Source organism: Sporichthya polymorpha DSM 43042, from assembly GCF_000384115.1.
Classification (GTDB): Bacteria; Actinomycetota; Actinomycetes; order Sporichthyales; family Sporichthyaceae; genus Sporichthya; species Sporichthya polymorpha.
The window spans coordinates 2,452,069-2,472,486 of the sequence record NZ_KB913029.1; the positions used below are offsets into that span (position 1 = coordinate 2,452,069).

General features: G+C 73.4%; 20 protein-coding genes. 12 read left to right on the forward strand and 8 right to left on the reverse strand.

Features of this window, described 5'->3' with window-relative positions; all coding sequences use genetic code 11:
- Positions 1 to 199: 199 nt before the first annotated feature.
- On the reverse strand, positions 200 to 1,606 hold the full coding sequence (gene radA, locus SPOPO_RS0112095) for a DNA repair protein RadA (RefSeq protein ID WP_019875040.1): 1,407 nt from the start codon (positions 1,604 to 1,606) through the stop codon (positions 200 to 202).
- Between the two features lie 382 nt (positions 1,607 to 1,988).
- On the opposite strand from radA, the gene SPOPO_RS0112100 reads away from it, so the two are divergent.
- A complete protein-coding gene (locus tag SPOPO_RS0112100; RefSeq protein WP_019875041.1) occupies positions 1,989 to 2,828 on the forward strand; it encodes a phosphoribosylaminoimidazolesuccinocarboxamide synthase in 840 nt (279 codons plus the stop codon).
- On the forward strand, positions 2,825 to 3,568 hold the full coding sequence (locus SPOPO_RS0112105) for a class I SAM-dependent methyltransferase (protein WP_019875042.1): 744 nt from the start codon (positions 2,825 to 2,827) through the stop codon (positions 3,566 to 3,568). The genes SPOPO_RS0112100 and SPOPO_RS0112105 overlap by 4 nt, the downstream gene beginning before the upstream one ends.
- Positions 3,569 to 3,574: 6 nt before the next feature.
- Here the strand turns inward: SPOPO_RS0112105 and SPOPO_RS0112110 are convergent, their stop codons facing one another.
- Complete coding sequence (locus SPOPO_RS0112110) at positions 3,575 to 4,546, reverse strand: Ppx/GppA family phosphatase (protein ID WP_033385004.1); 972 nt, start codon at positions 4,544 to 4,546, stop codon at positions 3,575 to 3,577.
- Positions 4,547 to 4,605: 59 nt separating this feature from the next.
- On the opposite strand from SPOPO_RS0112110, the gene SPOPO_RS0112115 reads away from it, so the two are divergent.
- Entirely contained in the window at positions 4,606 to 5,505 is a 900-nt protein-coding gene (locus SPOPO_RS0112115; RefSeq protein ID WP_019875044.1) for a DUF3109 family protein, read from the forward strand.
- 7 nt (positions 5,506 to 5,512) lie between these two features.
- On the opposite strand, the gene SPOPO_RS0112120 is transcribed toward SPOPO_RS0112115, so the two are convergent.
- Genes SPOPO_RS0112120 through SPOPO_RS0112135 form a run of 4 tightly spaced genes read right to left on the reverse strand, consistent with a single transcriptional unit; the run spans position 5,513 to position 9,085 of the window.
- Positions 5,513 to 6,166: a response regulator transcription factor gene (locus SPOPO_RS0112120; protein ID WP_019875045.1), complete on the reverse strand. Its 654-nt coding sequence runs from the start codon at positions 6,164 to 6,166 to the stop codon at positions 5,513 to 5,515.
- Positions 6,163 to 7,302 carry a sensor histidine kinase gene (locus SPOPO_RS0112125; protein WP_028984726.1) on the reverse strand — a complete coding sequence of 380 codons (1,140 nt, stop codon included), beginning with the start codon at positions 7,300 to 7,302 and terminating at the stop codon, positions 6,163 to 6,165. Before SPOPO_RS0112125 ends, SPOPO_RS0112120 begins: the two co-directional genes overlap by 4 nt.
- A gap of 56 nt (positions 7,303 to 7,358) precedes the next feature.
- Complete coding sequence (locus SPOPO_RS0112130) at positions 7,359 to 8,138, reverse strand: ABC transporter permease (protein WP_019875048.1); 780 nt, start codon at positions 8,136 to 8,138, stop codon at positions 7,359 to 7,361.
- Positions 8,135 to 9,085, reverse strand: coding sequence for an ABC transporter ATP-binding protein (locus SPOPO_RS0112135; protein WP_019875049.1), 951 nt, complete (start codon positions 9,083 to 9,085; stop codon positions 8,135 to 8,137). The genes SPOPO_RS0112130 and SPOPO_RS0112135 overlap by 4 nt, the downstream gene beginning before the upstream one ends.
- Before the next feature lie 120 nt (positions 9,086 to 9,205).
- Between SPOPO_RS0112135 and SPOPO_RS0112140 the strand changes: the two genes are divergently transcribed.
- Entirely contained in the window at positions 9,206 to 10,057 is an 852-nt protein-coding gene (locus tag SPOPO_RS0112140) for a sugar phosphate isomerase/epimerase family protein (RefSeq protein WP_019875050.1), read from the forward strand.
- 2 nt (positions 10,058 to 10,059) lie between these two features.
- Here the strand turns inward: SPOPO_RS0112140 and SPOPO_RS32755 are convergent, their stop codons facing one another.
- Positions 10,060 to 11,028: a transglycosylase SLT domain-containing protein gene (locus SPOPO_RS32755; RefSeq protein WP_019875051.1), complete on the reverse strand. Its 969-nt coding sequence runs from the start codon at positions 11,026 to 11,028 to the stop codon at positions 10,060 to 10,062.
- Positions 11,029 to 11,186: 158 nt separating this feature from the next.
- Between SPOPO_RS32755 and SPOPO_RS0112150 the strand changes: the two genes are divergently transcribed.
- The 5 genes from SPOPO_RS0112150 to SPOPO_RS0112170 all read left to right on the forward strand — a co-directional run bounded on the left by SPOPO_RS0112150 (position 11,187) and on the right by SPOPO_RS0112170 (position 16,355).
- Positions 11,187 to 12,116 carry a proline dehydrogenase family protein gene (locus SPOPO_RS0112150; protein ID WP_019875052.1) on the forward strand — a complete coding sequence of 310 codons (930 nt, stop codon included), beginning with the start codon at positions 11,187 to 11,189 and terminating at the stop codon, positions 12,114 to 12,116.
- Between the two features lie 5 nt (positions 12,117 to 12,121).
- Entirely contained in the window at positions 12,122 to 12,931 is an 810-nt protein-coding gene (gene proC, locus SPOPO_RS0112155; protein ID WP_028984728.1) for a pyrroline-5-carboxylate reductase, read from the forward strand.
- 158 nt (positions 12,932 to 13,089) lie between these two features.
- Positions 13,090 to 14,448: an efflux RND transporter periplasmic adaptor subunit gene (locus SPOPO_RS0112160; protein ID WP_028984729.1), complete on the forward strand. Its 1,359-nt coding sequence runs from the start codon at positions 13,090 to 13,092 to the stop codon at positions 14,446 to 14,448.
- A gap of 9 nt (positions 14,449 to 14,457) precedes the next feature.
- A complete protein-coding gene (locus SPOPO_RS0112165; protein ID WP_019875055.1) occupies positions 14,458 to 15,174 on the forward strand; it encodes an ABC transporter ATP-binding protein in 717 nt (238 codons plus the stop codon).
- The gene (locus SPOPO_RS0112170) at positions 15,171 to 16,355 is read left to right on the forward strand and encodes an ABC transporter permease (protein ID WP_019875056.1); all 1,185 of its coding nucleotides are present in this window, start codon (positions 15,171 to 15,173) and stop codon (positions 16,353 to 16,355) included. Before SPOPO_RS0112165 ends, SPOPO_RS0112170 begins: the two co-directional genes overlap by 4 nt.
- Before the next feature lie 153 nt (positions 16,356 to 16,508).
- Here the strand turns inward: SPOPO_RS0112170 and SPOPO_RS0112175 are convergent, their stop codons facing one another.
- Positions 16,509 to 17,789, reverse strand: a complete 1,281-nt coding sequence (locus SPOPO_RS0112175; protein WP_019875057.1) for a DUF445 domain-containing protein — start codon at positions 17,787 to 17,789, stop codon at positions 16,509 to 16,511.
- Positions 17,790 to 17,905: 116 nt separating this feature from the next.
- Here SPOPO_RS0112175 and SPOPO_RS29240 point away from each other — a divergent pair, with 116 nt between their 5' ends.
- From SPOPO_RS29240 to SPOPO_RS0112190, 3 genes are read left to right on the forward strand one after another with little or no spacing between them, the layout of a single operon-like run.
- Entirely contained in the window at positions 17,906 to 18,433 is a 528-nt protein-coding gene (locus SPOPO_RS29240) for a hypothetical protein (protein ID WP_019875058.1), read from the forward strand.
- A 10-nt stretch (positions 18,434 to 18,443) separates the two neighbouring features.
- A complete protein-coding gene (locus SPOPO_RS0112185) occupies positions 18,444 to 19,619 on the forward strand; it encodes an acetoin utilization protein AcuC (RefSeq protein WP_028984730.1) in 1,176 nt (391 codons plus the stop codon).
- Complete coding sequence (locus tag SPOPO_RS0112190; RefSeq protein ID WP_019875061.1) at positions 19,616 to 20,413, forward strand: phosphatase; 798 nt, start codon at positions 19,616 to 19,618, stop codon at positions 20,411 to 20,413. The genes SPOPO_RS0112185 and SPOPO_RS0112190 overlap by 4 nt, the downstream gene beginning before the upstream one ends.
- The last annotated feature ends 5 nt before the right edge of the window (positions 20,414 to 20,418 follow it).

The window sequence follows — 20,418 nt, forward strand, 5'->3', positions numbered from 1 at the left end:
ATCGGGACGCTCGATCGTGGTCACACTCCCCCACCTGGCCTGCGCAGCTGCAGTCGTCCCAGCGAGTGTAAACGCCGCAACCTGCGGATTCGCACGACCTGGCAACAGAACGCGACCGGTTCGTCACCGACCCTTTGCGTGAACCACAACGGTTTCTGGTGCTTCTGAGCCGTTTTCACGCTCCGTCGCACACGGGGCGTCAGGCGCGGTGCAGGGTTCGCAACGGCACGGGCGGTTCCGGAGCGACCGCGGCGGCCCAGGCCAGGGCGAGTGTCGAGCACTCGATGACGGCCATGCCCTTCGGTGCCGCGTCCGAATTCCCGGGCGGGACGATCGCGCGCTTGAACCCGAGCCGCTGCGCCTCGGCCAGGCGCCGCGCCACGCCGGTGACGGGGCGGATCTCGCCGGTCAGGCCGACCTCCCCGAGTGCGACGAGGTCACCTGGGAGCGCCTCGTCGGTCGCGCCGCTCGCGACCGCCAGACACACCGCCAGATCCGCCGTGGGGTCGGTGATCCGGACCCCACCGACGGTCGCGGTGAACACGTCGCTCTGGCTCAGCCGCACCCCGCCGCGACGTTCGAGCACCGCCAGCGCGAGAGCGACGCGGGAGGAGTCGAGCCCCGAGCTCGTCCGGCGCGGGTGGTTGCCGATCGCCGGCCCGACGAGCGCCTGGATCTCCGCGACCAGCGGACGTCGGCCCTCGACGGTGACGGTGACGCACTGGCCAGGGATTCCCGCCGCGGTGCGGGAGAGGAACAGCCCGCTGGGGTCGGGGAGTTCCTCGATCCCGTCGTCGCGCAGGCCGAAGCAGCCGACCTCGTCGGAGGGGCCGTAGCGGTTCTTCACGCCGCGCACCATGCGCAGCCGGCCGGTGCGCTCGCCCTCGAAGTGCAGGACGACGTCGACGAGGTGCTCCAGCACCCGCGGCCCGGCGATGCTGCCGTCCTTGGTGACGTGGCCGACGAGCACCGTCGTCATCCCACGGTCCTTCGCCAGGCGCGTCAGGCCGGCGGCGACCTCGCGCACCTGCGTGACGCCGCCCGCGCTGCCCTCGGCGTCGGCGGTCGCGATCGTCTGGACGGAGTCGACGATCAGCAGCGCCGGATCGACCTCCGCGACGTGCTCCGCGACCGCGCCGAGGTCGGTCTCGGCGGCGAGGTAGAGGGTCTGCTCCAGCGCGTTCACGCGGCCGGCGCGCAGGCGCACCTGGGCCGCGGACTCCTCGCCGGTGACGTAGAGGACCTTCGCGCCCGTCCGGGCGAACCGGGCCGCGACCTCGAGCAGCAGCGTCGACTTGCCGACGCCGGGCTCGCCGGCGAGCAGCACGACCGCTCCGGCGACGAGCCCGCCGCCGAGCACCCGGTCGAGCTCACCGACGCCGCTGGGAGTCGACCTCGCGTCCTCGGCGCTGATCTCGGCGATCGGCTGCGGCGTCGACCGCGGCACGATCCGCCCGGCCGTCCGCCGCGTCGTCCCCGGCGCGGCCACGACCTCGCTCATCGAGCTCCACGCGTGGCACTCCCCGCACCGGCCGACCCACTTCGCCGTCTGCCAGCCGCACTCGCCGCACCGGTACGCCACCCGGGACCCTGTCGCCTTCGCCATGCTTCGAACACTAGTTCGTACCCCCGACAATCCCCGGCAGGCGCGCCCTCGCCCCCCTCGCCCCCCGCCGCCGTCCGCCGACCCCGTCGCTCCGCTCATGCATGAGCAGAGAGTCGAAATTCGGACATGGCGCGCCCGATTTTCGACCACCCGGTCATGCATGAGCGGGGTGCGCGTCCCGTCGGCCGTGTCCGACTGCTCATGCATGAGCAGGGGGTCGATATTCGGACATGGCGCGCCCGATTTTCGACCACCCGGTCATGCATGAGCGGGGTGCCTGGTGAAGCAGCGGGAGTGCCTGGTGGAGCAGAGCGGGGTGCCTGGTGAAGCAGCGCGGGGTGCCTGGTGAAGCGGGGCGGCGGGGGCGGGGGAGGATGGACGGGTGGAGCTTCTGCATTCGGGCAAGGTGCGTGACGTCTACGTCGACCCGGGGACGGACGAGCTGATCCTGGTGGCGTCGGACCGGATCTCGGTCTACGACGTGGTGTTGCCGACGCCGATCCCCGACAAGGGGGCGATCCTGACGCAGCTGTCGCTGTGGTGGTTCGAGCAGCTGGCGGGGATCGTGCCCGACCACGTGGTCTCGGCGACGGACGTGCCGGCGGAGTGGGCGGGGCGGGCGATCCGGTGCAAGCGGTTGCGGATGGTCCCCGTCGAGTGCGTGGCGCGCGGGTACCTCGCCGGCTCCGGGACGACGCAGTACCAACAGACCGGGGCCGTCAGCGGGGTGCCGCTGCCGCCGGGGCTGGTCGAGGGCTCGAAGCTGCCCGAGCCGATCTTCACGCCGACGACGAAGGCCGCGGTCGGCGACCACGACGAGCCGATGACGCTGGAGCAGGTCCGCGAGCAGGTCGGGCCGCACCTCGCCGACGAACTCGTCGACGTGACGATGCAGATCTACCGCCGCGGGGGGGACCTCGCCGCGGAGCGGGGTGTGATCATCGCCGACACCAAGATCGAGCTCGGCCTCGACGAGCACGGCAAACTGACGCTCGGCGACGAGCTCCTGACGCCGGACTCGTCGCGGTTCTGGCCCGCCGACACCTGGGAGCCGGGGCGCGCGCAACCCAGCCTCGACAAGCAGTTCGTCCGCGACTGGGCGGCCGGCACGGGCTGGGACAAGAAGCCGCCGGCACCGCCGGTCCCCGACGACGTCGTCGCCGCGACGCGGGCCCGCTACGTCGAGGTCTACGAGCGGCTGACGGGGAAGCCCTGGGCGTGAGCGGGGCCTACCCCGGCGCGATCCCCAGCCCGAACATCTGGGACTTCCCCGAGATCTACGAGGTCGAGAACCGGGCCGTCGACCCCGACCGGGTCATCGAGGCCGCGATCGCCGAGCTGGTCGCGGAGTCCCGCGCCGGGCTGCTCGGGGGCGACACCACCTGGGGGCACGTCCTCGACGTCGGCTGCGGCAACGGGTTCCACCTGCCCCGGCTGGCCGAGGTCGCGGAGCGCGTCACCGGCGTCGAGCCCCGCGCCTCCCTCGCCGCCGCGGCCCAGCACCGCACCCGGCACCTGAGCAATGTGACGATCCGTCAGGGCGTGGCGCAGGACCTCCCCGTGCCCTCCGGCTCCGTCGACCTCGCCCACGCGCGCTGGGCCTACTTCTTCGGCCCTGGCTGCGAACCGGGCCTGCGGGAGATCGATCGCGTCGTCCGTCGTGGCGGGCTCGCGGTCTTCCTCGACCACGACTCGACGCGCTCCGAACTCGGGCGCTGGTTCACCGACGGCCTCGCCCTCGACGGCATCCCGCGGGATGTCGGCGCCTACGAGCGGTTCTGGGTCCGGCACGGGTTCGCCCGCCGGTCCCTCGACATCCGCTGGCAGTTCGAGAACGCCGAGGACCTCGCCGCCGTGCTGCGCATCGAGTTCCCGGCCGAGACCGTGCTCCGCGCCCTCGCCGAGATCGGCGACCGCCTCGAGCTCCAGGCCGCCGTCAACCTCTGGTTCCGGCGCTACTGACCGGCGCTACTGACCGCCGCTACCAGCCGCCCACGCCACCCCGTCCGCGGAGTCGATGAGGTGGTCGAACCACCGCAGGATCAGCCCCTCGCGCAGGGCCCACGGGCAGATCGTCAGCTGGGGGACCGAGAACAGGTCCATCGCCGCCTCGGCGACGACGGCGCCGGCGAGCAGCTGCTCGGCCCGGCCGACCGACACCCCCGGCAGCTCGGCGCGCTCGGCGGCGGTCATCGACGCCATCTGTTGCGTCCACCGCACGACATCGGCGTGGGCGAGGGTCCGCCGGACGTAGAGCCCTTCCGCCGACGGGGCCGCGCCGGCGATGCGGGCCAGCTGCTTGAACGTCTTCGACGTCGCGACGGCGAGGTCGGGGGGCCCGAAGCGCAGCAACGGCCCGGCCACCCGCGCGATCTCCGCGCGGACGTGCTTGCGCAACGCGGTGACCTCCTCCTCCGGAGGAGGGTCGGCGGAAAACCAGTCCCGGGTCAGGCGCGCAGCGCCGAGGGGGAGCGAGGTCGCGGTGTCGGGCTCGGAGTCGATGCCGGTCGCGAGCTCGAGCGAACCGCCGCCGATGTCGAACAGCAGCAACCGCCCCGCGGACCAGCCGAACCAGCGCCGGACCGCGAGGAACGTCAGCCGCGCCTCGGCCCCGCCGTCGAGCACCTCGAGCGTGACGCCGGTGCGCCGGTGCACCTCGGCGAGCACGGTCTCCCCGTTGGGCGCCTCGCGGATCGCGGACGTCGCGAACGCCATCACCGACTCGACGCCGGCGTCGGAGGCGACAGCCACGCACTCGGCGACGGCGACGGCGAGCGCGTCGATGCCGACCTCGGTGATGTGCCCGGCGTCGTCGAGATGGTCGACGAGTCGCAGCTCGAACTTGTGCGAGTGGGCGGCCGACGGGCGAGCGCCGGGATGGGCGTCCATGACCAACAGGTGAACAGTGTTCGAACCGACGTCGAGCACCCCCAAGCGCATGTGCCGACGCTATCGCGGCGAATGCATGGCGATGCGGTGGAAGCACCTAGTCTGGGCGGATGCCCGAGGTAGGTCTTGATTTCCCGCGTGCGTGGGCGGAGTTCCCCGACCCCGACAACCCCGACCAGATCTTTCGCTGCGACCTGACCTGGTTGACGTCGAACTACCGCTGCATCTTCGGCAACGGCTGCCAGGGGATCAAGGCGGGCCGCGCGTCCGACGGCTGCTGCTCGATGGGTGCGCACTTCGCCGACAAGAAGGACATCAAGCGGGTCCAGAAGTACGTGGACCAGCTCACCGACGAGACCTGGCAGTTCCGCAAGGTCGGGCTGAAGAAGGGGATCATCGGCAAGGGCCCCGACGGCGACCCGATCACCCTGCGGCACAAGGGCGCCTGTGTCCTGCTGAACCGCCCCGGCTTCCCCGGGGGCGAGGGGTGCTCCCTGCACGGGCTCGCGCTCCGCAACGGGATGGAGCCCCTGGAGACCAAGCCCGAGGTCTGCTGGCAGCTCCCGATCCGCCGCTCCTACCGGTGGGTGGACCGCGTCGACGACACCCGGTACCTCGAGATCACGATCACCGAGTACGACCGCCGGGGCTGGGGCCCGGGCGGCCACGACCTGGACTGGTACTGCACCTCGGCCACCGAGGCGCACCAGTCGCACGAGCCGGTCTACGTGCACTCGGCGCCGGAGCTCCGCGAGCTGATGGGCGCCGCCGCCTACGAGGTCCTGGCCGAGCTCTGTCGCGCCCGTGAGGCCGAGGCGCACCCGATCGCGCCGCACCCGGCGTCGGAGCCGTTCCTGCTGCAGATCACCAAGAACCCCTACACGACCGAACCGGCGCCCGTTCCGCGCCCGCGCGCGAAGAAGACCGACAAGCCCGGGGTGAAGAAGCCGAACAAGCCGGCCAAGGCGACCAGGGCGAAGAGCCGGCCGAGGAAGATCGAAGGGCTCTGACGGTCCGTCAGGGCGCGAGCCCTGACTGCATGGCGAACACGACGAGCTGAGCCCGGTCCCGGGCGCCGAGCTTGATCATCGCCCGCCCGACGTGGGTGCGGACGGTCGCGGGGGAGACCACCAGCGCCGCGGCGATCTCGTCGTTGGACGCCCCGGTCGCGACCCAGCCGGCGATCTCCTTCTCCCGATCGGTGAGCAGGTGCAGCTGCGGGTGCGGAGTCCCGGCCCCCGAGCGGCGGACGCCGAACTCCTCGATCACCCGGCGCGTGACCTCGGGCGAGAGCAGCGACCCGCCGTCGGCGACGACGCGGATCGCGCGCAGCAGCTCCGCCGGGTCGGAGTCCTTCACCAGGAACCCGCTCGCCCCCGACGAGAGCGCGGTGAACACGTACTGGTCGAGGGAGAACGTCGTCAGCAGCACGACGCGGGTCGCGGCCAGCTCGGGGTCCGCGGTGATGTCGGCGAGGACGGAGAGCCCGTCCTTCCCGGGCATCCGGATGTCGAGCAGGACGACGTCCGGCCGCGTCCGCCGCACCGCCTCCAGCGCGGCCACGCCGTCCTCGGCCTCGGCGACGAGCTCGATGTCCTCGGCGTCGTCGAGCAGGACGCGCAGCCCCATCCGGACCAGCGCCTGGTCGTCCGCGATCGCGACCCGGATCACTGCGGCCCCTGGGCCGGCAGCTCGGCGGGCAGCACCGCCGTCACCGTGAACCCGCCCCCGGCGGCCGGGCCCGCCGTCAGCGTCCCGCCGACCGCGGTCGCGCGGGCGCGCATCCCGCCGATGCCGCCGCCCGCGGGGCCGGGGGTGCCGGCGCCGTCGTCGGTCACGTCGAGGCGCAGCCCGCCCGGCGTCCACGTCGTCGTGACGCGGACGCGCGCGGCGTCGGCATGGCGCAGAACGTTCGTCAGCGACTCCTGCACGATCCGGTACGCGGCGTGGTCGACGGCCGGGCTCACGGCACCAGCCTGCCCCGTCGTCGTCAGATCCACCGCGACCCCGGCCCGGCCGATCCGCTCGGCGAGCGCCGGCAGGTCCGCGAGCCCGGGCAGCCCGGGGGTGAGCGGCGCGTCGGTGGCGCGCAGGGTGTCGAGCGTCGCGCGCAGGCCGTCGAGCGCCTCGGTGCTCGCGGCGCGGATCTCCTCCAGGGCGATGCGCGCCTGCTCCGGCTTGCGGTCGAGGACGTGCAGCGCGACCCCGGCCTGCATCGCGATCACCGCGAGCCCGTGGCCGGCGACGTCGTGCACCTCGGCCGCGATGCGCAGCCGCTCGGCGTGGGTGGCCCGGTCGGCCTCCGCGCGCCGGTTGCGGATGCGGACCTCGTGCCGCTGCCCGACGACGACGCCGATCGCGAACGGCACGACCAACCACGTCGGGCCGACGATCAGGCCGACCATCCCCGACTCGTCGGGCTCGCGGGCGAAGCGGACGACCAGACCGGTCGTGACGATCCCGAGCAGCAGGACCCCGGGCGGGATCGAGCGCGACAGCGGGAGCGAGGCCGCCATCGACGCGGTGACGATCGCCAGGGCGACCAGCACCGGCCCGAACGCGTACCCCGCGGCCGTGTAGACCGCGACCGCGGTCGCCGACACCACCGCGGCGGGGACCGGCGCGACGCGGCGGAACATAAACGGAAGCGCGGCCAGCGAGGCGAGCAGGAAACCGCCGAAGTCGAGGTCCCGGAGTGCGTCCTCCTGCCCGGAGGCCGCGCCGGCGGTGCCGACGAGGACGAAGACCATCAGCGGCACCGTCAGCAGGATGTCGAGGCCCGGCGGCCGCCTCCTGCACTGGTCCACGCCCCGACCGTAGGCGCCGGAGCGCGGTGCCGTCACGGCCGCGCTGTTCGACGGCGTCACGCGACGTCCCGGCGGGTGAAGACGGTGCCGGCGACGGTCGCGGCGAGGACGCCGTAGACCGCGCTGGTCGCGAGGGCCTGCGTCGCGGAGACGTCCTCCCGACCGCCGGCGACGAACGCCTCGAGCAGCAGGCCGGGGAAGACGGCGTTGGCGCCGTTCCACGCGTCGGCGAGGATGTGCTCGAACGGGCCGGCCCACGCGATGCCCACCGCGAGCGCGATCGGCACCGACCGGATGACGACCGCCAGGGCGGTCCCGAGCAGCGCGTAGCCGGTCACCCAGACCAGCACGGTGCCGTAGTCGCCGAGCGCGGCCGTGAGCGCGGCGCCGCTGGTCCACGCCGAGGCGTCGATGCCCTGACCGTCGGCGAGCAGCCGCGCGGTCGTCCACCCGAGGACCTCCGCGATCGCGAGCAGCACCGCCGCCGACGCCAGCAGCGCCGCGAACTTGCCCGCGAGCAGCCGCAGCCGGTCGGGCTGACGCAGCACCATCGTGCGCACGTTGCCGCGGGAGAACTCCGCCGCCATCGCGCCGGTGAACAGCACGAGGACGAAGAACCCCGCGAACGCGAGGGCGGTCGCGAACGCCTGCGTCCCGCCGCCGGCGGCGGCGAGTTCGTCGACGCTCAGCCCCGGGCCGCGGGCCGGTCCGGGTTCGGCGGCGGCGACCAGCAGCGCCGTCGCCCCGACGGCGAAGACGGCGGTGACGGCCAGCGCGAGCAGCACCGTCCGGCGCCGCCAGAGCTTGACCAGTTCGAAGCGCAGTGCGCGGGTCATCGGGAGATTCCTTCCACCTGGGCGAGGTAGTGCGCCTCGAGGTCGGGACGGCGAACGGCGAGTTCGGCGAGGACGATCCCCTCACCGATGGCGGCCCGGTTGACGGCCACCGCGACGGCCCGCGCGTCCCCGCGCGGCACCGGGATCAGGACCCCGTCGGTCGTCGCGGTGACGTCCTCGCCGCTGCGCTTCGCCAGCTCGACGAGCCGGGCCAGGTCGGTGACGTCCTCGGGGGTGGCGAACACCTGCGGGACGGCCTGGGCGAGGAAGCCCGCCGTCGGGCCCTGGTACAGCAGGACGCCGCGGTCGAGAACGAGCAGCCAGTCGCAGATCTGCTCCAGGTCGCCGAGCAGGTGCGAGGAGACGAACACCGTCCGCCCGCCGTCGGCGACGCGGGCGACGAGCTCGCGCATGTCCCGCATGCCGACCGGGTCGAGGCCGTTGGACGGCTCGTCGAGGATCAGCAGCCGGGGGTCGCCGAGCAGCGTGGCGGCGATCGCGAGGCGCTGCTTCATGCCGAGCGAGTAGCTGCGGAACCGGTCGCGGCCGCGGTCGCCGAGGCCGACGAGCTCGAGCAGGCCCGGCACCGCGGCGGCGTCGTGCCCGCCGAGGGCCGCGAGCGCCCGGAGGTTCTGCTCGCCGGTCAGGCCCGGCCACAGCGCCGGCCCGTCGATCAGCGCGCCGACCCGGCCGAGGTACGCGCTGGGGTCGGCCAGCGGCGCGCCCAGCACGGTCCCCGTCCCCGCGGACGGGCGGACCAGGCCGAGCAACATCGCCATCGTCGTCGTCTTGCCCGCGCCGTTCGGGCCGACGAAGCCGGCCACCACCCCGCGCGGGATCTCGAAGGACAGGGCGTCGACCACGGTCCGTGCGGCGGAGCCGTGCCCGTAGGTCTTGGTCAGCCCGGCCACGCTCACGGCCGGGGTGCCGGAAACAGTCGTCGTCATGGATCCAACGGTCGCGATCTCGGGCGTCTCCGGCGTCCGCGGAGAAGCGGCTTCGCGGCTACGCAATCCGACGTACCCGTCACTCCGGCACGGTCCGGAGATGCCGCCTACGCTTGTCCCATGACCGCTGGGGAAACCGCAGTTCCCCCGATCCGAGGCGTCCAGGTACCCGACGCCAAGGTCTGCCTGTCCACGTCCTCGACCTACCCCGAGTCGACCGGGGCGGCGTTCGAGATGGCCGCCAACCTGGGCTTCGACGGCATCGAGGTCATGGTCGGCGTCGACCCGGTCAGCCAGGACGCCGACGCCCTGCGCCACCTGTCGGACTACCACCAGATGCCGATCATCGCGATCCACGCCCCGTGCCTGCTGATCACGCAGCGGGTGTGGGGGACCGAGCCGTGGGTGAAGCTCGACCGGGCCCGCGAGGTGGCTGAGCGTCTCGGCGCGGAGACCGTCGTCGTCCACCCGCCGTTCCGCTGGCAGCGCGACTACGCGAAGGCGTTCGAGGCCGGCCTCGCGTCACTGGCCGAGGAGACCGACATCGCGTTCGCGGTCGAGAACATGTACCCCTGGCGCGCCCGCGGTCGCGAGGTCAAGGCCTACGCGCCGGACTGGGACATCGTCGACCGCGACTACCCCCAGGTCACCCTGGACCTCTCGCACACCGCGGTCTCGGGCTCGGACCCGCTGGCGATGATCGACGCCCTCGGCGACCGCCTGCGCCACCTGCACATGGCCGACGGGTCGGGGTCGAACAAGGACGAGCACCTCATCCCGGGCCGCGGCAGCCAGCCGTGCGCCGAGGTCCTCGAGTCCCTCGCCCGCCGCGGGTTCACCGGCAACGTCGTCCTCGAGGTGAACACCCGCCGCTGCTCCAACCGCCGCGAGCGCGAGGCCGACCTCGCCGAGGCCCTCGCCTTCACCCGCCTTCACCTCGCCGCCGCCGTCGAGCTCGACCGCGACCGCTGAGGTCAGACCCCGTCGGGGAAGTAGGGGGCGGTCCAGCCGAGGTAGCGGGCGTTCCAGCGCTCGTCGATCGTCCACGCGGGGACGATGCTGATCCGGCCCGGCGTGACGATGTCGTTGCTGGCGACGTAGCCGTTGCCGAGCGAGAGGGCGACGTGGCCCGCGCGCTTGCCGGTGTCCCAGAACATCAGCGCGCCGGCGGGGGCGTTGCGCTCGCGGTGGTGGCGCAGGCCGCCGGGGGTGAACAGCCAGTGGTCGATCGCGTAGCGGGTGCCCGAGTGGTCCCAGCCGTACGCCTGGGCGGTGAAGTTCAGGCACAGGTTCAGCCAGCCGTAGTCGCCGGCCATCGATCGGGCCCACTTCACCGCGGACGCCGGGGTGCGCGGGTTCGGCACCGGCGTGTACAGCGAGCGCGAGGAGTTCGCGACGCCGAGACCCTTCGCGTACTTCGGCGTGCGCGCCTTGATCTCGGCGATGTACTCGCGGGTGACGGGCAGCTGCGCGAGCCCGCCGACCTGGTTCAGGCGCTTCCAGCCGAGCCGGTACGCGGCCAGCGCCAGGGAGAGCCGGTCGCCGGGGAGGTTGGACTGCACGGCCTGGGAGTAGAAGCTGCAGAGCATCCGGGCCTGGGTGTCGATCGCGTCCCAGGAGTCCAGCGGGCTGTTGGTGCCGTCGCCGTCCGCGTCCCGGCCCCAGGCCTCCCACATGCGCGGGGAGAGTTGCGCGAGGCCGAGCGTGCCGTTCGGACCCTCCTTGACGGCGTCCCAGCCGCTCTCGACGTCGATGAGCGCCGCCTGCATCCCGGCCGGAAAGTGCGGGCACGTGTAGGACGCGTCCGCGAGAGCCGCGTGGAAGCGCGCCGGAGCGCCGGTGGCACTCGTCGCGGCGGGCGCGGAGGACGCGACGCCGAGGACCCCGGCGATCAGCGGCAGCACCGCACCTCCGACAACGGCGGCAACGCGCCGGTAGCGCATGACGGGCTCCTTGCTGGGTCGTACCGCGGGCCTGCAGAGGGCGAAATCGTACGAATCGGTCTCATGATCGTGCGGGGTTTCCGGTTTTACGCAGGTCAAAGTCTGTCTTTCGGGGGTCGTCGGGGGCGGAGCCCCCGACTGTCCGTCACGATGGGCTCGTGCTGCGCACCGCGCTTCTCGCCGCCTCCCGGTCGGACCGGGTCCGGGACCTGATCACCTCCGCCCCCGGCACCCGTGAGGTCGTCCGGCGGTTCGTCGCGGGCCGCAGCCTGGACGCCGCCATTCGGGTCGCCGGGGATCTCGTCGGGTCGGGTCTGCGGGTCTCCCTCGACCACCTCGGCGAGGACACCCTCGACCGCGTCCAGGCCGACCACATGCGTGACGTCTGCCTGCAGGCCCTCGATGCGCTCGGCACGGCCGGGCTGACCGGCGGGGCGGAGATCTCGCTGAAGCTCTCCTCGCTGGGGCAGGCGCTCGGCGCCGACGGGAACCGGATCGCCTACGAGAACGCGGCCAAGGTGTGCGCGGCCGCGGCGTCCCACGGCACGACCGTCACGCTCGACATGGAGGACCACACCACCACCGACGCGACGCTGGAGGTGCTGCGTGACCTGCGCGCGGACTTCCCGTGGGTCGGGGCGGTCCTGCAGGCCTACCTGCGCCGGACCGAAGGCGACTGCCGGGTCCTCGCGACCGCCGGATCCCGGGTGCGGCTGTGCAAGGGCGCGTACCGGGAGCCCGCGAGCGTGGCGTACCAGGACCCGCACGAGGTCGACCGGTCCTACGTCCGCTGTCTGAAGGTCCTGATGGCGGGTGAGGGCTACCCGATGGTGGCGTCCCACGACCCGCGGATGATCGCCATCGCCGCCGAGCTCGCCGCCCGCGCCGGCCGGAACCCGGGCGACTTCGAGTACCAGATGCTCTACGGTGTGCGCCCGGACGAGCAGCGTCGCCTGGCCGCGTCCGGCCAGGCCGTGCGCGTGTACGTCCCGTTCGGCGAGGAGTGGTACGGCTACCTCATGCGTAGGCTCGCCGAGCGCCCGGCCAACGTGGCCTTCTTCGCACGGGCGCTGCTGACGAGAGGGTGAAGCACATGAGCCAGCGGGTGGCCCTGCTCGGCGGCGGCAAGATGGGTGAGGCGCTCCTCGCCGGGATGCTGCGCGCGGGGCGGACGGCGGCCGACGTCGTCGTCACCGAGCGCCACCCGGAGCGCGCGGCCGAACTGCGCGACCGGTACGGGGTCGCGACGCCGGACGCCGGTGACGCGGTGAAGTCCGCGGACGTCCTCATCGTCGCGGTGAAGCCGCAGGACATGGGGGCGCTGCTGACCGAGATCGGCCCCGCCGTGCACCCGGGCCAGCTGGTCATCTCGGTCGCCGCCGGCATCCCGGCCGCTTTCCTGGAGCGGCACCTGTCGGGTGACGTCCCCGTCGTCCGCGTCATGTCGAACACCGCCGTGTTCGTCGACCAGGCGATGAGCGCGATCTCGCCGGGCACCCACGCGACGGCCGACCACATGAAGCTCGCCGAGGACCTGCTCTCCCCGGTCGGCGAGGTGATCCGGGTCCCGGAGTCGCAGCTCGACGCCGTCACCGCGCTGTCCGGGTCCGGTCCGGCCTACTTTTTCTACCTCGTCGAGGCCATGACCGACGCCGGGATCCTGCTCGGCCTCCCGCGCGAGGTCGCGCACCGGCTGATCGTCCAGACCGCGATCGGCGCGGCCACCATGCTCAAGGAGACCGGTGAGCACCCGGTCAAGCTCCGCGAGGCCGTGATGTCCCCGGCGGGGACCACCATCGCCGCCATCCGGGAGATGGAGAACCACGGCGTCCGGGCCGCGATGATCGGGGCCCTCGAGGCGGCTCGGGACCGGTCCCGCGAACTCGCCTCCGGCCTCGGCTGACCCGTCGACAAGGGGTGTCACCCCCACTGTGGCGGGTGGGGTTGTGTCGATAAAGGGTGTCACCCCTTGTCGACAGGGTCGGGGTCCGGGCGGATTAATCCGACCTCGGGTTCTATTAATCGCCTGACGCGGGGGCGAACCGTTCCTAGCATGGCGACATGCGATCTTGGTCCGGGCGGGGGCGGGCCGCCGGGGCGGTGCTGGCTGCGGGCCTGTGCTTGACCGGCCTGTCCGCGTGCGGGGGTGACGGGAAGAACGTCGAGCTCGGCACGGTCGAACGCCGGTCGGTGGCGGAGGTCGTCGAGGCCGCGGGTTCCGTCGTCGCGCGGACGCAGGTGACGCTGCGCGCGCCCGCCACGGCGACCGTCGACACCCTGCTCGTGAAGTCCGGCGAGAAGGTGAAGAAGGGCGACATCCTCCTCACGCTCGACTCGCCCGCCGCCGAGGACGCCCTCGCCGCCGCGCAGGCCGCGGCCGCCGAGGTGGGCGACGCCAGGATCGAGATCCCGGCCGGGGGCAACCTGTCCGACGGCGAGTCGGCGCAGGCCGCGATGAAGGCGTTCGACGACGCCGAGGCCGTCGCCCGCCTGCTGCCCGAGGGCCCGGCGCGCGACGCCGCCCTCGCCCAGACCGCCAGCCTCCGCGCCTCGTTCACCGCCGCGCAGGCGCAGGCCCAGGCCGCGATCGACCGCTTCACCGCCGGGCTCGGCAGCCTCGGCGAGGCGCTGTCCTCGATCTCCGCCGCGGGCCGGCTGCAGACCCAGGCCGCGGTCGCGGCCGCGCGGCGCACGGTCGAGGCGCTCACGATCAAGGCGCCGGCCGACGGCATCGTCACGCTCGGCTCCGGCAACGGCGGGGGCGGCGGCGCCGACCCGTCCGCGCTGCTCGGTGCGCTCCCGCCCGAGGCGGCGGGGCAGGCCTCGGCGCTGCTCGGCGCGGCCGGTGGTGGCGGCGGGGGATCGGCCGCCGGCGGGCCGGTCGGCGTCGGGTCGCCGGTCGAGGCCGGGGGTCTGCTCGCGACGATCATCGACGACTCCGAGCTCACGCTCCGGGCGGAGGTCGACGAGACCGACATCCTCACGGTCACCGAGGGCATCGGGGCCGAGATCGAGCTCGACGCCGTCCCCGGCGCGGTCTACCCGGCGTCGGTGACGTTCATCGACCTCGCGCCGACGACCTCCGCCCGCGGCGGCGTCAGCTACGCCGTCACGCTCGCGCTGGAGACCGGCCGCTTCGCGGGCGGCGAGGAGGCCCCGCGGCCGCGGCCGGGCATGAGCGCGGTCGTCGGGCTCAAGGTCGCCGAGGCCGCGAACACGATGTCGGTGCCCGCCTCCGCCCTCGTCCGCGACGGGGACCGCGACACCGTCTGGGTGGTCGAGAACGGCAAGGCCGTCCGGCGTGAGGTGAAGCTCGGCGCCGAGGGCGAGGAGTACGTGGAGGTCCTCAGCGGAGTCTCGGTCGGAAGCACCGTGGTCGTCCGCGGCGCCGACGAGATCCGCGAGGGCGACAAGGTCTGACGGGCCGTCATGTCAGCCTCCGGATCTCCGCCGCCCCTCATCGAGGCCGTCGACCTCCAGCGGACCTACACGCTGGGGGACAGCGACGTCGGTGCGCTGCGCGGCGTCTCGTTGACCGTCGCGGCGGGGGACTACGTCGCGGTGACCGGGCCGTCGGGCTCGGGCAAGTCGACGCTGATGCACGTCCTCGGAGCGCTGGACCGGCCGACCGCCGGGATCGTCCGCATCGCCGGCCGCGACGTGAACACGCTCAACGACGGGGAGCTCGCGGAGCTCCGCAACGCGACGATCGGGTTTGTCTTCCAGTCGTTCGCGCTGCTGGCGCGGACGTCCGCGGTCGACAACGTCGCGATGCCGTTGCTGTACCGGGGGATGCGCAAGTCCGCGCGACGCAAGCTGGCCGAGGAGGCGCTCGGCCGCGTCGGGCTCGGGCACCGGCTCGACCACCGGCCGAACCAGCTCTCCGGCGGTGAGCAGCAGCGCGTCGCGATCGCGCGGGCGCTGGTCGGGCAGCCGACCGTCGTCTTCGCCGACGAGCCCACCGGCAACCTCGACACCCGCAACGGCGACGAGGTGATGAAGCTGCTCGGCGAGCTCAACGCGTCCGGCGTCGCGATCGTGCTCGTCACCCACGAGCCCGACATCGCCGCCCACGCCGCGCGGCAGATCACGATCCGCGACGGCCGGATCGCGTTCGACTCCGCGGCCCCGGGCGAGGCGGCATGACCTTCCTCGAGGGCTTCCGCGTCGCGTTCGAGGCGCTGCGCGCGAACCGGCTCCGCAGCCTGCTGACGATGCTCGGCGTCATCATCGGCGTCGCGGCCGTCGTGCTGCTCGTCGGCATCGGCGGCGGGGCGAAGAAGGAGGTCACCGGCCAGGTCGAGGGTCTGGGGTCGAACCTGCTCGTCGTCGTCCCCGGCAAGTTCGAGCTCGGATCGGCGCCCACCGTCAGCCGGCTCTCGCTCGACGACGTCGACCTGCTCGGGCGGGTCGTCGGCAACCGCGAGGCCGTCACCGCGTCGCTCACCTCGGGCGAGAGCGCCCGCGTCGGCACCCGCGAGACCTTCACGTCGATGCAGGGCGTCACCGAGTCGCTGACGAAGGTCTTCGAGCGCCCCCTGGCCCGCGGGCAGGCGATCTCGAAGACCGACGTCGACACCCGACGCCGGGTCGCCGTGCTCGGGTCGCAGGCGGCGGAGAACCTGTTCGGCGACGTCGACCCGATCGGCCGTCAGCTCACGCTGGCCGGTGTCCGGTTCCGCGTCATCGGCGTGTACGACGAGCGGGGGTCGGCGTTCGGCGTCAGCCGTGACGGGGAGATCCACGTCCCGGTCACCACGGCCCAGCGCATGCTCGGCACCGACCGGATCGACGCGATCGTCGTCAAGGCCCCGAGCTCCGACCGCGTCGACGAGTTGCAGCCCAAGCTCGTCGAGGCGCTCGTCGACCGGTACCCCGGCGAGGAGTTCTCCGCCGTCACCCAGTCCGAGATCCTCGGGACGATCGGCAAGATCCTCGGGCTGCTCACCCTCGTGCTCGCCGCCATCGCGGCGATCTCGCTGCTCGTCGGCGGCGTCGGCGTCTCGAACATCATGCTCGTCAGCGTCCGCGAACGGACCAAGGAGATCGGCCTGCGCAAGGCCCTCGGCGCCCGCCAGCGCGACGTCCTGCTCCAGTTCCTCATCGAGGCCGTCCTGCTCACCGCCGTCGGCGGTTGCATCGGCATCGCGATCGGGATCGGCGGCTCCCTGCTGATCGACCTGCTTTCCCCCGTCCCCGCCGTCATCACCTGGTGGTCCCCGGCGATGGCCTTCGCCGTCTCCGCCGGCGTCGGCGTCTTCTTCGGCGTCGCCCCCGCCCGCCGCGCCGCCCGCCTCGACCCCGTCGTCGCCCTCCGCACCGACTAGCCGTTCTGCCGCCCCCGCAGCCGCCCCGCCGCCCCAGGAATCGCGCTTCACTCGTTGGGAACAGCCCTTACTCGCCCGGCCTGGCGAGTGAGGCCTGGCTGCAGCGAGTGAAGCGCGTCCCGTGGGACGGCGCGGACGGCGCGGGGCGGCGGGTCAGCCGTGGCCGGCGGCGACGGCGACGGTGTAGATGACGACGCCGGCGAGGGCGCCGACGACGGTGCCGTTGATCCGGATGAACTGGAGGTCGCGGCCGACGGCGGTCTCGATCTTCTCCGCGGCCTCGGCGGCGGGCCAGCGGGCGACCTGGTCGCGGATGAGGGCGACGACCTGGTCCGCGTAGTGGGTGACGGCGTAGCGGACGGCCTGGTCGAGGCCGCGGTCGAGCTTGGCGGCGAACTCGTCGTCGGTGACGACGCGGCGGCCGAGGTCCTGGACGAATCGGCCGAGCTGCTGCTCGAGGCTGACGGTCGGGTTGTCGAGCAGTTCTCGGGCGGAGCCGAGGTAGCGGGCGACGACGTCGCGCAGCCAGGACTCCACGGCGGGGTTCGCGGCGATGTCGCGGAGGACCTCGTCGATGCCATCGGCGGCGCGCGGGTCGTTCGCGAGGCCGTCGGCGAGGCGGGCGAGGACCTCGTCGAACTGCCGGCGCAGCGGGTGGTCCCGGCCGACGCGCTCGATCTCGAACGAGAGGTCGATAACCCGGTCGATGATCTTGTCCACGCGCCGGTCGGTGGACCACAGCCGCGCGAACACCCCGAGGCTGTCGAGGAAGCGCGAGAGCTCCCGGTGCACGGTGTCGCGGTTCGCGACGATCTGCGCGCGCAGGCGCGGGAGGCTCAGTTCGATGATCGGGTCCTGGGCGCGGTTCTGCACAGCCGTCGTCAGCAGCTGCCCGACCTCGCGGGCGTAGGAGCGCCGGTCCAGGTCGCGCCGGACGTGCTCCAGCACCATCGAGGAGACCAGTCGCTCGTCGAGGGTCCCGACCACCGCGGCGATCGCCCGCGAGAGCTCGCGGCCGACGGCGTCGGCGGTCGCCGGCTCCAGCAGCCGCTCGCCGACCTTGCGGACGGGGTCGGCGGCGCGGACCCGCTCGGCCACGGCGTCGGGGGTGAGGAAGTTGCCCGAGACGAACTCGCCGAGCTTGGTCGCGAGGTCGTCCTTCTTCTTCGGGACCAGCGCGGTGTGGGGGATCGGCAGCCCGAGCGGGTGCCGGAACAGCGCGGTGACGGCGAACCAGTCCGCGAGCCCGCCGACCATGCCCGCCTCGGCCGCGGCGCGCAGGTAGCCGGTCGCGGTGTTGTCCGGCAGCGCGAACGTCAGCAGGAACAGCCCCGCCGCGAGAGCGAGCAGCCCCGTCGCCGCGAGCTTCATCCGACGCAACCGGCGTCGGGACACCGGGTCGTCGTAGCCGGCGAGAACCCCGGTGATCACCACGGCGTCACGCTATCCGGCCCGGGCGCGGCGGAAACGCCCGTCACGCTGCGTGCGAGCGCACGGCGGTTCCGGTGACACCGCCGTCGCACCGTCGGCCCCCGACCTAACCTGACCAGATGGACGCTGAGGTCGAGGCCTGGCTGTCCGACACCGTCCTGCCGGACTTCGGGCCCCAGGTGGTCTACGACGACACCGCGCGCGCCTGGTTCTCCCAGCTGTACGCGAAGGCCGGTCCGCTCACCGGCGAGGACCTCTGGCGCGCGGCCGCCACCCACCAGTTCGAGTTGGCCAAGGACGCCGTCCTCGCGATCTACGCCGACCTCAACGCCACCCTCACCGACCGGTCGCTGGTCATCGCGCCGGAGATCGTCGGGTACGTCGTGCGCATCAGCTGCGACGGCAAGTTCTCCGACCACGACGGCGGGCGGATGCTCGCCTTCGGCGCGGACCAGGCGCTGCTCGAGGTCGCGACGACCGTCCAGGACCTCCTCACCGGCCTGTGGGTCGCCTGGCCCCAGTGCCCCGAGCACGACCGCGCGCTGATGGCCGAGGCCCGGTCGCGGCCGGCCTGGGTCTGCCGCAACGGCCCGCACGAGGTCGCCCCCATCGGTGCGCTCACGTCCGCCGGCGGCGCCGCGGGGTAGCGTGATCGACGTGGAGTGTTCGGGTCCGATCCAGGTGATGTGGGACCCGAAGCTGATCGGCTACGACTTCGGCCGCGACCACCCGCTCGCTCCCATCCGCGTCGACCTCACGATGCGTCTCGCGCGCGAGTTCGGCGTCCTCGACGCCCCGAACGTGCGCGTCGCGGCCGCCGCCCCCGCCGACGAGCGGACGCTGCTGCTCCTGCACCAGGCCGAGTTCCTCGCCGCGGTGCGCCGCGCGGGGGAGGACCCGTCCCAGGTCGACCTGTACCGGGGCCTCGGCACCGGCGACGTCCCCACCTTCGCGGGCATGTACGACGCGTCCGCGCTGGTCGTCGGGCAGTCGGTCGCCGCCGCGGAGGTGGTCTGGTCCGGCGAGGTCTCCCACGCGGTGAACATCGCCGGCGGGCTCCACCACGCGATGGCCCACACCGCGAGCGGGTTCTGCGTCTTCAACGACGTCGCGCTCGGTATCGCGCGCCTGCTCGAGCTCGGCGCGACCCGCGTCGCGTACGTCGACGTCGACGTCCACCACGGCGACGGCACCCAGGCCCTGTTCTGGGACGACCCGCGCGTGCTCACGATCTCGCTGCACGAGTCCGGCCGGTACCTGTTTCCCGGCACCGGCTTCCCGGACGAGATCGGCGGCCCCGGCGCCGAGGGGCGGGCGGTCAACGTCGCGCTCCCGCCCGCGACCGACGACGCCCGCTGGCTGCGCGCCTTCGACGCCGTCGTCCCGCCGCTGCTCCGTGCCTTCTCGCCCGAGGTGCTGGTGACCCAGCACGGCTGCGACAGCCACGTGAACGACCCGCTCGCGCACCTCGCGCTCACCGTCGACGGGCAGCGGACGTCCTACCGCCGGCTGCACGAGCTCGCCCACGAGGTCGCCGGCGGGCGCTGGCTCGCGACCGGCGGCGGGGGCTACGACCTGGTCGGCGTCGTCCCGCGGGCGTGGACGCACCTGCTCGCCGAGGCGTGCGGCGTCCCGATCGACCCGGAGACCGCGACCGCCCCCGGCTGGCAGGCGCACGTGAAGAGCCTCGGCGGCACCCCGCCGGCGCGTATGACCGACGGGTCGGCCGCGGCCTTCGTCCCCTGGGACGGCGGCGACCCCGACGACCCGCTCGACTCCACCGTGCTCGCCACCCGCGCCGCGGTCTTCCCCCGGCACGGACTGACGGCGTGACCCGGCCGAGCGTCCCCGTCCCGACCCGCGACGAGCTGCGCAAGCACCTGTGCGAGGCGCGCATCGCGGGAGACGTCGCGACCCCGCGCGACAACAACCTGCGCAGCTACCGCCGCGTGGTCACCGGCGACGAGTACGCCGGGTTCGGTCTCGACCTGGACCCGGACTGGACGTTCGCGCAGGTCCTGGAGGTCATGGCCGAGCGCTGCGGCGTCTCGCCCGACGACCTGATCACGCACGGCCCGGACACCATCGACCCCGACCGCACGATCGACGCCCTCGACGACGCCGCCGAGCTGATCGCCCGCGCCGCGGCCGACCGCGCCCGCGTGATCGTCGCGACCGGCCACCCCGCCGGGCTGCTGCCCGTGCACCTGGCCGTCGTCGCGGGGCTGCGGACCGCCGGCTGCACCGTGCTGACCCCGGCCGCGGGGTGGCGCTACGAGGAGTGGCGCCGGCACGGGGAGGAGTACCGGGAGATCCGGTACGTCGCGGACGTCGCGATGGTGTCCAACCGCGGGGAGCTCTGCCACACGCACTCCGCCTACCCGATGCGGGCGATGCTCGACGACCTCGAGCGGGCTGGGGAGCCGCCGCCCGATCTCGTGGTTGCCGACCACGGGTGGGCGGGGGCCGGCGCGACCGTCGTGGGCTTCGCCGACAGCAACGACCCGGCGCTGTTCCTGGGGGCCGAGGAGGGGAAGGTGGCGGTCGTCGTCCCCCTCGACGACAACGTCGCGCCGCACCTCTACGAGCCGATGACGGCCTACCTGCTGGACAAGTCCGGAATCTGATGGTC

Excerpts from the sequence above, each read along its gene's own strand:
- SPOPO_RS0112110 (WP_033385004.1), bottom strand. The coding sequence starts at position 4,546 with ATGCGCTTGGGGGTGCTCGACGTCGGTTCGAACACTGTTCACCTGTTG.
- SPOPO_RS0112160 (WP_028984729.1), top strand. The coding sequence starts at position 13,090 with ATGCGATCTTGGTCCGGGCGGGGGCGGGCCGCCGGGGCGGTGCTGGCT.
- SPOPO_RS29240 (WP_019875058.1), top strand. The coding sequence starts at position 17,906 with ATGGACGCTGAGGTCGAGGCCTGGCTGTCCGACACCGTCCTGCCGGAC.
- SPOPO_RS0112115 (WP_019875044.1), top strand. The coding sequence starts at position 4,606 with ATGCCCGAGGTAGGTCTTGATTTCCCGCGTGCGTGGGCGGAGTTCCCC.
- SPOPO_RS0112140 (WP_019875050.1), top strand. The coding sequence starts at position 9,206 with ATGACCGCTGGGGAAACCGCAGTTCCCCCGATCCGAGGCGTCCAGGTA.
- proC (WP_028984728.1), top strand. The coding sequence starts at position 12,122 with ATGAGCCAGCGGGTGGCCCTGCTCGGCGGCGGCAAGATGGGTGAGGCG.
- SPOPO_RS0112130 (WP_019875048.1), bottom strand. The coding sequence starts at position 8,138 with ATGACCCGCGCACTGCGCTTCGAACTGGTCAAGCTCTGGCGGCGCCGG.
- SPOPO_RS32755 (WP_019875051.1), bottom strand. The coding sequence starts at position 11,028 with ATGCGCTACCGGCGCGTTGCCGCCGTTGTCGGAGGTGCGGTGCTGCCG.
- SPOPO_RS0112165 (WP_019875055.1), top strand. The coding sequence starts at position 14,458 with ATGTCAGCCTCCGGATCTCCGCCGCCCCTCATCGAGGCCGTCGACCTC.
- SPOPO_RS0112170 (WP_019875056.1), top strand. The coding sequence starts at position 15,171 with ATGACCTTCCTCGAGGGCTTCCGCGTCGCGTTCGAGGCGCTGCGCGCG.
- radA (WP_019875040.1), bottom strand. The coding sequence starts at position 1,606 with ATGGCGAAGGCGACAGGGTCCCGGGTGGCGTACCGGTGCGGCGAGTGC.
- SPOPO_RS0112135 (WP_019875049.1), bottom strand. The coding sequence starts at position 9,085 with ATGACGACGACTGTTTCCGGCACCCCGGCCGTGAGCGTGGCCGGGCTG.